We start from the raw sequence: 11,572 nt of genomic DNA on the forward strand, positions 1-11,572 counted from the left end.
ACTCGGCGGGTGAAGCCGTATATCCGCACGTACCGTCGAACGCATGACGCACATCGACGCGGGCGCCGAACTCGATCCCGTTCACCCTGTGCCCATGCCTGCCTCCCCCTCCGGGCGGGCGCAGGGGCTGTCCGCCGCCGAGGTGGCCCAGCGGGTGTCGCGCGGCGAGGTGAACGACGTACCCGTGCGGAGCAGCCGCTCCGTGCGGGAGATCGTCCGCGCGAACGTCTTCACCCGGTTCAACGCGATCATCGGTGTGCTCTGGCTGGTCATGCTGTTCGTGGCGCCGTTCCAGGACAGCCTGTTCGGGTACGTCATCCTCGCCAACACCGGGATCGGCATCATCCAGGAGTGGCGGGCCAAGAAGACCCTGGACTCGCTCGCGGTGATCGGCGAGGCGAAACCGACCGTCCGCAGGGACGGGGTCGCCGCCGAGGTCAGCACCTCACAGATCGTGCTCGGGGACCTGATCGAGATCGGGCCGGGCGACAAGATCGTCGTCGATGGCGCGTGTGTCGAGGCCGACGGCCTGGAGATCGACGAGTCCCTCCTCACCGGCGAGGCCGACCCGGTGGTCAAGCAGCCCGGCGACGAGGTGATGTCGGGCAGCTTCGTGGTCGCGGGCGGCGGCGCGTTCACGGCGACGAAGGTGGGCCGGGCGGCGTACGCGGCGCAGCTCGCCGAGGAGGCGTCCCGCTTCACACTCGTCCAGTCCGAACTGCGGACGGGCATCTCCACGATCCTCAAATACGTGACGTGGATGATGATCCCGAGCGCGATCGGCCTGGTCATCACCCAACTGGTTGTCAAGCAGAACGACTTCAAGGGCTCCGTGGCCCGGACGGTCGGCGGGATCGTCCCGATGGTCCCGGAGGGCCTTGTCCTCCTCACCTCCGTCGCCTTCGCGATCGGCGTCATCCGGCTCGGCCGGCAGCAGTGCCTGGTGCAGGAGCTGCCCGCCATCGAGGGGCTCGCCCGCGTCGACACCGTCTGCCTCGACAAGACGGGCACGCTCACCGAGGGCGGCATGGACGTCACCGAGGTGCGCGCGCTGGGCGGCAGCGACGAGAGCTACGTACGGAAGGTCCTCGGCGCGCTCGGTGAGTCGGACCCGCGGCCGAACGCGTCGCTCCAGGCGATCATCGACGCCTACCCGGACAGCGAGGACTGGCGCTGCACGGAGTCGCTGCCCTTCTCCTCGGCCCGCAAGTACAGCGGAGCGACGTTCAGCGAGGGAAACGGCGAGGCGAGTACGTGGCTGCTCGGCGCCCCGGACGTACTGCTGTCCGACGGGGATCCGGCGCTTGCCGAAACCGAGCGGCTGAACGAGGCCGGGATGCGCGTGCTGCTGCTCACCCGGGCCACGAAGGACCTCGACGATCCCGCGGTCGCGGAGGGCGCGAAGCCCACCGCCCTGGTCGTCCTGGAGCAGCGGCTGCGCCCTGACGCGGCGGACACCCTGCGGTACTTCGCCGAGCAGAACGTCCAGGCCAAGGTCATCTCCGGCGACAACGCGGTGTCGGTGGGCGCGGTGGCCGGGAAGCTCGGGCTCAGCGGCGCGGTCGTGGACGCGCGCCAACTGCCCACCGAGCAGACGGAGATGGCGAGGTCGCTGGACGAGGGCACGGTGTTCGGGCGGGTCACCCCGCAGCAGAAGCGGGACATGGTGGGCGCGCTGCAGTCGAACGGCCACACCGTGGCGATGACCGGCGACGGCGTGAACGACGTACTGGCCCTCAAGGACGCCGACATCGGGGTCAGCATGGGTTCGGGCTCGGAGGCGACCCGCGCGGTGGCGCAGATCGTGCTGCTCAACAACAGCTTCGCGACGCTGCCTTCGGTGGTCGCGGAGGGCCGCAGGGTCATCGGGAACATCACCCGGGTCGCGACCCTCTTCCTGGTGAAGACGGTCTACTCGGTGCTGCTGGCCATCCTGGTGGTCTGCTGGCAGGTCGAATACCCCTTCCTGCCACGCCACTTGACCCTGCTGTCCACCCTGACGATCGGCGTCCCGGCGTTCTTCCTCGCCCTCGCCCCCAACAAGGAACGGGCGAGGCCCAATTTCGTCCGACGGGTCATGCGGTACTCGATCCCCGGCGGCGTGATCGCGGCGGTGGCCACCTTCGTCAGCTATCTGATCGCCCGTCACCACTACACCGGGACAGACGCGTTGAGCGCGGAGACGAGCGCCGCGACGCTGACGCTCTTCCTGATCTCGATGTGGGTGCTGGCGATCGTCGCCCGGCCCTACACCTGGTGGCGGATCGCCCTGGTCGCGACCATGGGCGGGGCATTCCTGCTGGTCCTCGTCGTGCCGTGGCTGCAGAACTTCTTCGCGCTGAAGCTGGTCGGGGTGACGATGCCGTGGATCGCGGTGGGCATCGCGGCGGTGGCGGCGGTCGCCCTGGAACTCACCTGGAGGTGGGTCGACCGCCGCTTTCCCGCGTAGCCGCGGGGCTGCCTACTTCACGTCGACGTAGTCACCCGTGGCGGTGGAGGCCCCGACGGTCGAGACGCCCGCATAGGTGTAGCGGTAGTAGCCGTCGACCGACGCCTTGACCGTGGTCTTCAGCGCGCCGCCCGAGGTCGACTTGATGGTCTTGACGTTCGAGTAGGTGGAGCTGCTCGCCTTACGGAACTGCAGCACCACCGACTGACCACTGAGACCCGCGTACTTGTTCGTCTCCCAGTCAGCACGCGTCAGCTTCCCGGCGACCGTGATGGTCTTGCCCTTCGTGACCGGCTCGGGGGTCGCGTTGACCGTCAGCTTCGACATCCGCTGGACGTTGGGAGAGGTGAAACCGCCCTGGTCGGCGACGCCGACCTTGGTGATGTCGAAGTCGGCGCTCGTCGGGTCCTGGCCGTTGTACGCGATGGCGAGGCCGGCGGCCTTCCAGGTGCCGGCGTCCGAGTTGGCCAGGTAGCCCTCGTTGGCGTAGATGTCGATGTTGCCCTTGCAGGAGGCGGTCGTCGACGAGGTGGGCGTGCAGGTGCCCGGCTCGTCACCGAACTGCTCGTTGTCCGCGTTGCCGAAGGTGCCCCGGTAGATGTACGGGCCGCTGAAGAAGTCGGCGGCGGCGATGTCGACGTCCGCGGGGTGGGTCAGGGTGTAGGTGACCGGGACGACGGTGTGAGTGGTGGCGCCGACGACGATCGACTTGCCCTTGTTCACCTTGATGTTGGAGAAGGTGACGTCCAGGTCGTACGGCGCGTCCACGGCGGCGGCGGAGGCGCGGAACGCGCTCTTGCCGGAGTCGACGGCGCGGGCGGCTTCCCGCACCTTGGCGACGTCCGCGCGGTAGGTGGAGGCGGAGCCGGCGTCGGCGGCGTGCGCGCCGGGTACGGCGAGGGCGGAGAGTGCCAGGGCGCCGGAGACGGCGGCCACGGTGGCTCTGATGCGCATGCGATCCCCAAGTGGAGAAAGGGGCCCCGCCGGTGCTCGTCCTTACGGCTCGTTTCACACCTGGGGCCCAAGTGATGTCGGAGTCTGTTGACTCGCATGATGAGATGCCCGACGGGGTGCAATGGGTTGTACGGGTCAGATCGATTTTGCCCATGAATGACGAACGGCCCCCGGGGGAAACCCGGGGGCCGTTCGCAAGACACTGGAGTTTCAGCCGGTCGACTACTTCACGTCGATGTAGTCAGCCGCGGAGGTGGAGGTCCCGACGGTCGAGACGCCCGCGTAGGTGTAGCGGTAGTAGCCGTCGACCGACGCCTTGACCGTGGTCTTCAGCGCGCCGCCCGAGGTCGACTTGATGGTCTTGACGTTCGAGTAGGTGGAGCTGCTCGCCTTACGGAACTGCAGCACCACCGACTGACCACTCAGACCCGCGTACTTGTTCGTCTCCCAGTCAGCACGCGTCAGCTTCCCGGCGACCGTGATGGTCTTGCCCTTCGTGACCGGCTCGGGGGTCGCGTTGACCGTCAGCTGGGAGGCGCGCTGGATGCTGAAGCCCTTGACGTTGTCCGTCTGGACGTAGTCGGCGTCGTTGCCCTGGGCGAGGGCCCAGACCTTCCAGCCGCCGGCGAACTTGTTCAGCAGGTCGTAGCGCGCGTCGACGGTGAAGGTGTGCTTGCAGGTGGAGGTCGTCGCGTTGACCGTCGTGCAGACGGCCTCCTCCTCGTTGGGCACCACGCCACCGTCGGAGCTGGCGAAGGTCGAACCGTGCCACAGGATCGCGGTTCCCCAGTCGATGCCCGAGTCGTCCTTGGCGGTGAAGCTGACCGTGAAGGTCTTCTTCGTGGTCGCGCCGAGGACGAGGGACTTGCCGCCGTTCACGACCACGTTCGAGATCGTGGTGTCCCCTTCAATGATGTCGGCCGGACCGGCCGCCGCCTTGGGCTCGACGCTCTGTGCGAAAGCCGAGACGGAGTTGCTGTCGTCCGCCTGCGCCGCCGGAACGGCGAAGGCGGAGAGGGCCAGAGCGCCGGTCACGACGGCGACAGAGGCACGAATGCGCATGTGTGTTCCCCACGTTGAAGAAGGGGCGCGCGCTGTCCTGCGGCTTCCGCGGCGCCCGTTCGAGTCTGTGGAGTCTGGTGACTCCACAGAACAGACCTGGGGCAGAAGTGAAAGGTTGTACGACTCTGTGAAGTTTCTTCGAGTGAATGTTTCACGCGCTCGAAGGGGCTCTCAGTCGAACCAGCGGTCCCGTTCCAGTTCCTCCGTGCGGGACGGGTCCTCCAGGAGGGCCGCGACCTCGAAGCGGCGGGGCCACTGGCCGGCCGCCCAGGCGAGGGCGGCGGCGACGCCCTCCAGGGTGGCGGCGTGCAGCACGCCGTCGCGGGTGCGGAGCCAGTCCAGCTCGACGCCGTCGACGACGAGTTCCTCGTGCTCGGTGTACGACGCCGGGGTGGCGGGCCCGAGCAGCACCCGCACCGACTCCGGTACGTCGTGCTCGGCGCCCTCGGAGTCGACCACGCCGGTAACCGACTCGCTCAGCCGCCGCACCTGGAACAGCTCGGCGAGTTCGGCGGCCCGCGCCGGCCGTACCGGGAGCAGCGGCACACCGCCCGTGAAGGGCAGCAGGTCGGGTGAGTCCACGACCATGGCGTCGGCCGCGTCCACGACGGTCACCTGTCCGTCGACAACGGCTCGCAGCTCGTCCGGCAGGGTGACCTGCTCGGGGTCGAGGTCGGCCAAGGCGCCGTAGAGGGCGTGCAGTTGGGCGCCGGAGACCTCACGGTCCGGGTCGGCGAGGCGGTCCAGGAGTTCGGCCGCACCGCCGGGCTCGTCGAGGAGGGCGGCCACCGAGGTCCGTACGCCCAGCGCCCGCAGCACCTGCTCGTCCTCGAAACCGCTCGCGTCGGCGGCGTCGTAGAGACCGTGCAGCAGCGGGTCGCCGCCGGCGGACCGCAGCCCGGCCGGGCGACGCCCGTCGAGGACGGGGTGACCGCGCAGCCACCAGGCCGTGTACGACCGTACGATCTCGTGCGTCCCGTCCGGCAGCAGCAGCCGCACCGGCTGGGTGATCGCGTCCCGCAGGGGCGGCTGCGACAGCAGGGCGAGGGCCTGCGGCCAGCGGTCGTCGTCGACGAGATCCAGGTCCCGTACGGCGACGATCTCGGTGGCGACGGGCGGCACAGGCGTGTCGGGCAGCCGGTCGAGGACGTCCTCGCACCACACGTCGACGGCATCGAGCAGACCCGCGTCGTCGGGCTCCGCGAAGTCGGAGTCGCGCGGCTCCAGTTCGTCCGGGTCCAGGACCACATCGGTGGCGCGTACGAGGGTGAAGTTGGCGAGGACGCCACAGGCGGCCAGCGGCTGCTCGCCCCAGCGGTCGGCCAACTCGGCGTCGACGAAGGCGAGTTCGTCCTCGCGCATGACCTGGGCGAACGGGCTGCCCGGCAGCACCAGTTCACCCGCGGGCGCGGGCTCGCCCTCCTCGTCGGGCAGGGCGAGGGCACCTAGCCAGGGCTCGTCACCGGGTTCGAGACCGGCGGCGCGGACGAGCGCGAGGACGGTGTCGGCCAGCTCCTCGGCGTCCGGGGTGTCCTCCTCCCAGTTGCCGCCCTCGTCGTCGAGGGAGGCCGCCACAGCCGCGCGCACCTGCGGGGTGGTGAGGACGGCGCGGGGGGTGGCCGGAAGGGCGCCCAGCTTCTCCAGGAGCGGGTGGGCGGCGTCCGGGTGGGCGACCTTGAGGCCGAGCCGGGCGAGGGTGTCGGGGGCGGCGGCCTGCGCGTCGTCGGGGAGGGGCAGCAGGACCTGCCGGGGGCCGATGGTCGTACGGCCGTCGGCCAGCGGCACGGGCAGCCCCGAGAGCCGGTCGGGGTCGACGCCGGCGAGGCTGTCGTACAGCCGCCGCCACCAGCCCGGGTCCTTCTCCAGGCCCGCCAGCCGGTCCACGGCCTCGGTGAGCGGGACCCGGGCGACACCCAACGTCCGCAGTTCCGCCCGGCGTTCGAGCCCGGCGGGCAGCAGGCTGGGCAGTACCTCGGCCAGTACCTGGACGGTCTCGGCACCCGCGCCCTCGACGACCTCGGCGTCACGGGGGCGCAGGGCGAGAGGGTTCTCCGCGTTGCTGACGTCGGCGTCGGGCCAGTCGGGAGGAGTCTCCGGGACGACGGCGGTGTCCGGCGGGGCAGCGGGCGGCAGGAACGCGGTGCGCGGCAGCCGCTCCAGGATCGCCTGCCGCAGGGAGCCGTCCAGTTCGCCCTTGCCGAGCGGGCCGGGCACGAGGTCGATGATCCCCGTGGCCACCGGGCTCCAGTCGGCGAGCAGTTCGGCGTACGCGTCCGCCGCGCGCTCCACGATGAAGCCGGTGAGAGGGCCGGGGGCCGCGTGACGGCGGGTGGTGTCGAGCGGGAGGGAGGCGATCAACAGCGCGGGTACGCCCAGGGGTTCGTCGCTCGGCGTGGGCGCGTGCACGACGGGGCTGGTGCGGGGCTTGGCCGGAGCGCCGTCGGCGTCCACGGGGACGGCCCAGGTCACCGACCAGTGCGGGCGCAGCCGTTCCTCCACCGGGCGGTCGGCGAGCAGCGCGGGTTCGAGGGCGCCGTGGTGGAAGACGGTGCGCCAGCGGGTGGTGCCGTCGCGGGAGTCCTCGATGACGACGCCGTGCTCGTCGGCGCGACGGCGCAGGGTGCGCGCCTCGCCGTCGCCGATCTCCACGGCGACCTCTTCGAGGCCGGGCAGCGCGAGGAGCAGCGCGTCGTCGACGTTCTGGAGAAGCCGCTCGGCGAGATCCTGGGCGGCGGGGTCCCGCAGCGGGAGGATCACGGCGGTGTCGTACGGGTCCGGGGCCGTGCCCTCGGCGGCGAACGGCAGCCGGAGCAGGGGCACATGGCCGTCCCGGCGGCGGATCTCGTCACCCAGGCCAGGACTGTGCCGGGCGGTCTCCGAGGCCAGGTCGCGGGCCTCGGCGAGGGCCCAGCGGACGCCGCCGTGCCGGCCCACCACCGCGGGCTCGTCGGTCACCGCGAGAACCGCGGCGAAGCCGACGCCGAAGCGGCCGACCGCCGTGTCGTCGGCGTCCCGCTTCGCGGAGGCGCGGAGCGTGGAGAGCGACTCGACGCCCGTCGCGTCGAGCGGGGCACCCGTGTTGGCCGCGACGAGCACGCCGTCGCGGAGGGTGAGCCGGAGACGTCCGGGAACCTGCGCCCGCGCCGCGGCGTCGGCCGCGTTCTGGGCGAGCTCCACGACCAGGCGGTCACGGTACCCGCCGAGTACGAGGTCCTCCTCGGCGTTGGCGTCCTCGCGGAACCGGGCCGGGCTTGTCGCCCAGGCGTCCAGTACCCCGCGTCGTAGGCGCGCCGTCCCGAACGGGTCCGCGCCCTCGGCTGCCGGCCGCACGAACTTGCTCACGGTGGTCACTCTCCTCTTGCGGTACCGCGACTGCTCGGTGGGGTCGACCGTCGCCGCATGAAGGTACCGCGCGGTGGATGCCGGCTGACTCGCCGCCCACTCCGATGCGGTCTGTCACGAGGCCGGACCCGGAAAACCCTCCCGCCGATCTTGCGAACGCCCAGGTCAGGCCAGTACGTCCTCAGGCCTCGCCCGGGGAGCGCCGGGCGGCGAGGACCTCGCCGAGGCGGTCCAGGACGAGGAAGAAGACGGGGATGCAGAGGAGGGGGATGCCCAGGAGGAGCAGGAACGAGAGCGTGGGCCGGTCGGTGAAGATCATCCAGAAGTCACGGACGAACAGGGCGACCACGACGACCAGGCCGGCGCCCAACGCCCGCTGCCACGCCGTGCGCCGTCGCGCCTCTCGCCGGATGCGCTCCTCCACCTCGGGCCGCGTCTCAAAGGACGTGAGCCCGAGCCGTACGGCGGTGGCGCCCAGGTCGGTGGCCTCGGCTATCGGATCGTCCAGCTGAAGCTCGTCGAAGTGGGGGAGGCGAACCCGGCGCCCGTCGGTGCGGTAGAGATACGCCGGCCAGTGGGGGCTGCCCCAGCTGCCCCACCCTCTGTTCTCGACCTGGACGCCGTAGATCTCGGTCCAGGCCCAGGTGCGGGTACGCAACGGCCCTCGTACGGTGATCCCGTCGGCGGTGACGAACGCCCGCTCCCACCACTGCTCCAGGACCACCCGGATACCGAGGAACAGCCAGAGCGCCGGGACCATCACGTCCGAGGCCTTCTGCCCGGACAACGTCGTCGCGTTCAGTACTCCGATGGCGACTATCACCGCCACGCCCACCAAGCTGACGTACACCGCCGGCACAACCCGCCGCCCGCGGTACTCCCGCTCGACCCCGTCGCTCATCGCAACTCCCCCCGCTTTCAAGGCCCTGCATGGCAGACGTATGAGGGCGGGGGGATGCTATATCCGGTCACTGTGAACGCGTCCGGGCCGGAGTGCGCAGGTCAGATCCGGGAACCCCGGGTCGCGTACGGCACGAAGTCGGCCCAGGCCTGGGGGGTGAGGGCGAGTTGGGGGCCGGTGTCGAGGCATTTGGAGTCGCGGACGTGGATGGTTCGGGGGGTTGCCGCGATCTCGACGCAGGAGTCGCCATCGGTGCCGCTGCTGTAGCTGCTCTTGAACCAGTCCAGCGCGACCTCCACACAGGAGTTTCCATCGTTGCCGCTGCTGTAACTGCTCTTGAACCACGCCAGTTCGGAGGCGTCCCCGGCAACGGTCTTGCGGATCATGTTTCTCCCAGCAGTTGCTCAATGAGGGTCAGCGACTCCCGCGGAGAGAGAGCCTGCGCCCGGATGGTGCCATATCGCAGTTCGAGGATGCGCAGCTGTTTCGGATCCGAGGTCGGGCGGCCGCTACCCGGCCCCCACCCTCCTCCAGCAGGCCACCGACCTCCTCGCCGGTCTCCGCCGCGAGGACCCCCGCCTCCTCCTCTCCGCCACCGACGCCGAACATCTCGCCCTCGGCGTCGCCGCCTGGCTGGAGCGCGACCTCACCCCCACCGCCGTACGCCACGCCCTGACAGCGGACCTGCCACCCGAGGACCTACGCCGCCCGGCAGCCTTCCTGGCCCACCGACTGAAAGCCCAACTGCCACCGCTGCCGCCGTTCCGGGTCCCGGCCACGCCCCCGGACGTACGGCACCCGCTCCAGAACTGCGACGGCTGCGACCGCGCGTTCCGCTCCCTCACACCAGGTCGCTGCCGCCACTGCCGAACCGACCCTTCGGAGGGCGCCTAGCATGGTGATCCTTGCCGTTCCCGCCACCGAGGAGCCCTCTTCGCCGCCGCCCCGGCCGGATAGCCTGGGCAGGGCACTCCTGGAGGACACCATGAGCACACTGGCCGACCACGGACGCGAGCTGATTCCCCGCCCCGCGCAGACCCCTGACGCCCTGCGCGCGGCCTTGGCCGTCGTTGCCCCGGGCCGCTTGGAGGAGAAGCAGGCCACGAAGGACGAAGCCTTTGCGCAGGCTGTCGAGTGGCAGTCCCTGAGCCCGGTGCAGAGCTGGGTCCTGATGTGGGCCAGGGACATCGAAATCGCCCGTCGCCCCGGTCTTTCCTCTCGTCTCGCCCACGCGCAGAGCACGCTGGAACACGAGGACCCTGCCACTGCTGGGGAAGCCCTGCGGGAGCTGAGCGCCGTCCTGGACGAAGCTATGAAGGCAGTACGCGGTTGAGTTGGAAATGGGAGTACGCCTTCGGCGCGGAGGAAGCCGCCGCACCGCTCCGGCCGACTTCCTCACCAGAGTGGAAGGAAAGGCGGAAGAGCTGGTCAGAGCCGCTGAAGCCGTCCATATCCACGGCCGGGCCCACCAAGGCATCGACCCGAAGGGCGGCAACATCATCGTGCCGGGCGGCATGTTCACGTATCAGGTCATCGTGCGTAGCGAACGCGTCTACGTCGTTCAGATCACGTACCTGGGATTCTGAACCACTGACGCGCCCACCGACCTAGGAGTGCCCCAACTCCGCCGCAGCCTCGTCCGAGACCTCCGGCACCGAACCGGAATCCGGAGCCGGGCGGAGGGGAAAGGGGTCCACCCGGGTCTCGTCGATCACGTGCGGCGCCGGACGCGGCGGTGCGGGCATGACCGCGGCCTCCGAGTGGCCGCCGCAGCCGTAGGCGAGGGAGACCACGTGGCCGTCGGCCGGTGAGAACTCGTTCGCACATACACCGAACGCCTGCCCGAGCGACCCGCCGATCCGGTTGAGGAAGCCGCAGCTGACGCACGACGCCGGCGCAGCCTGCGCCATGGGCGTCTTCGGCCCGTACGACTCCTCCCATCGGTCGGCCGCGACATGCAGCCCGTACCGGGAGAGGACACGCGTCCGCCGCAGCCCCAGCTCCTCGGCGACGGACGCGATCGAACCACGCCGGGGCGCGAGCAGCAGGTCCGCGGGCGTCACACCCGAGACCTCGGCGTCCTCCGCCTCCACCAGCTCGGCCATCTCCTCGGAGAGGGGCGAGTTCGGCGGGGGCTCGTCCTCACCGGTGTAACCCGGCTCCAGACGCAGATCCTCGGCGTCCGTGGGCAGCAGGTCACCGGGACCGAGGTCACCGGGGCGCAGCCGCTCGCTCCACGGCACCCACTCGGGGGCCAGGAGGGAGTCGGGGCCGGGCAGCAGCACGGTCTCGTCGAGGGTGACGAGCTTCGCGCGGGAGGCTCGGGCGACGGTCACGGCCCATCGCCAGCCGCGGTAGCCCATCTCCTTGCACTCGAAGAAGTGCGTGACGACCCGGTCGCCTTCCGAGACGAGTTCCACATGCTCGCCGACGACGCCGGGTGCGGCGGCCTCCTCGGCGGCGGCACGGGCGAGGTCGACCGCCTCGGCGCACAGGCGGTCGGGGGTGCGGCTTCGCGTGGTCGCTGCGCTCACAGGTATCGCTTCTCTCCTACGCCGTCTCACGGGTGCGCCATTCCACGGCGGGGGTGCGGACGGAGCGGACCGGAGGACCGCGTCGACGTCCGCGCCCGATCGCACTCGGGCGCACCTACGTCATCCATTCTGCGGGATGACCGAGAGGCGCGCGGCCGAGAACAATCGCCACTGGCGCGCTACGCACGCTACCTTCTCCTGGCCCCTGGGCCCACACCGGCGGGCCTCTTCGGCGCTCCGCGCCGGGTTTTTAGCCGCTCCGCGACCCGACCCCCCGCCGCTCCGCGGCCGTCTCCCCGCCGCCCCGCGGCGATGTTTACCACCCACCCG

The 11,572-nt window shown here is 70.7% G+C and carries 9 protein-coding genes and 2 pseudogenes; 4 read left to right on the top strand and 7 right to left on the bottom strand.

Going from position 1 to position 11,572, the window contains the following annotated elements; translation table 11 throughout:
• Nucleotides 1–43: 43 nt before the first annotated feature.
• A complete protein-coding gene (locus ACFVKT_RS21515) occupies nucleotides 44–2,449 on the top strand; it encodes an HAD-IC family P-type ATPase (RefSeq protein ID WP_385733780.1) in 2,406 nt (801 codons plus the stop codon).
• Between the two features lie 12 nt (nucleotides 2,450–2,461).
• Here ACFVKT_RS21515 and ACFVKT_RS21520 read toward each other — a convergent pair whose 3' ends face one another.
• The 6 genes and pseudogenes from ACFVKT_RS21520 to ACFVKT_RS21545 all read right to left on the bottom strand — a co-directional run.
• Complete coding sequence (locus ACFVKT_RS21520) at nucleotides 2,462–3,403, bottom strand: hypothetical protein (RefSeq protein WP_385733782.1); 942 nt, start codon at nucleotides 3,401–3,403, stop codon at nucleotides 2,462–2,464.
• A 222-nt stretch (nucleotides 3,404–3,625) separates the two neighbouring features.
• Nucleotides 3,626–4,465, bottom strand: coding sequence for a DUF5707 domain-containing protein (locus tag ACFVKT_RS21525; protein WP_385733784.1), 840 nt, complete (start codon nucleotides 4,463–4,465; stop codon nucleotides 3,626–3,628).
• Nucleotides 4,466–4,636: 171 nt separating this feature from the next.
• The gene (locus ACFVKT_RS21530; protein ID WP_385733785.1) at nucleotides 4,637–7,807 is read right to left on the bottom strand and encodes a sacsin N-terminal ATP-binding-like domain-containing protein; all 3,171 of its coding nucleotides are present in this window, start codon (nucleotides 7,805–7,807) and stop codon (nucleotides 4,637–4,639) included.
• 181 nt (nucleotides 7,808–7,988) lie between these two features.
• On the bottom strand, nucleotides 7,989–8,708 hold the full coding sequence (locus ACFVKT_RS21535) for a PH domain-containing protein (protein ID WP_385733787.1): 720 nt from the start codon (nucleotides 8,706–8,708) through the stop codon (nucleotides 7,989–7,991).
• Nucleotides 8,709–8,809: 101 nt separating this feature from the next.
• The gene (locus ACFVKT_RS21540; RefSeq protein ID WP_385733789.1) at nucleotides 8,810–9,094 is read right to left on the bottom strand and encodes a DUF397 domain-containing protein; all 285 of its coding nucleotides are present in this window, start codon (nucleotides 9,092–9,094) and stop codon (nucleotides 8,810–8,812) included.
• Nucleotides 9,091–9,228: pseudogene (locus ACFVKT_RS21545) on the bottom strand (transcriptional regulator); the annotation flags it as partial. The gene ACFVKT_RS21540 and the pseudogene ACFVKT_RS21545, both read right to left, overlap by 4 nt.
• Between ACFVKT_RS21545 and ACFVKT_RS21550 the strand changes: the two are divergent.
• The 3 genes and pseudogenes from ACFVKT_RS21550 to ACFVKT_RS21560 all read left to right on the top strand — a co-directional run.
• Nucleotides 9,219–9,602 (top strand): annotated as a pseudogene (locus ACFVKT_RS21550) (helix-turn-helix domain-containing protein); the annotation flags it as partial. The pseudogenes ACFVKT_RS21545 and ACFVKT_RS21550 overlap by 10 nt on opposite strands.
• 91 nt (nucleotides 9,603–9,693) lie before the next feature.
• Nucleotides 9,694–10,041 carry a hypothetical protein gene (locus ACFVKT_RS21555; RefSeq protein ID WP_385733791.1) on the top strand — a complete coding sequence of 116 codons (348 nt, stop codon included), beginning with the start codon at nucleotides 9,694–9,696 and terminating at the stop codon, nucleotides 10,039–10,041.
• Between the two features lie 7 nt (nucleotides 10,042–10,048).
• The gene (locus ACFVKT_RS21560; protein WP_385733793.1) at nucleotides 10,049–10,294 is read left to right on the top strand and encodes a hypothetical protein; all 246 of its coding nucleotides are present in this window, start codon (nucleotides 10,049–10,051) and stop codon (nucleotides 10,292–10,294) included.
• A gap of 21 nt (nucleotides 10,295–10,315) precedes the next feature.
• On the opposite strand, the gene ACFVKT_RS21565 is transcribed toward ACFVKT_RS21560, so the two are convergent.
• Nucleotides 10,316–11,242 carry a DUF3027 domain-containing protein gene (locus tag ACFVKT_RS21565; protein WP_385733795.1) on the bottom strand — a complete coding sequence of 309 codons (927 nt, stop codon included), beginning with the start codon at nucleotides 11,240–11,242 and terminating at the stop codon, nucleotides 10,316–10,318.
• Nucleotides 11,243–11,572: the final 330 nt, after the last annotated feature.

Origin of the sequence: Streptomyces sp. NPDC127595 (assembly GCF_042671685.1) — a bacterium.
In the GTDB taxonomy this organism is placed as follows: domain Bacteria; phylum Actinomycetota; class Actinomycetes; order Streptomycetales; family Streptomycetaceae; genus Streptomyces.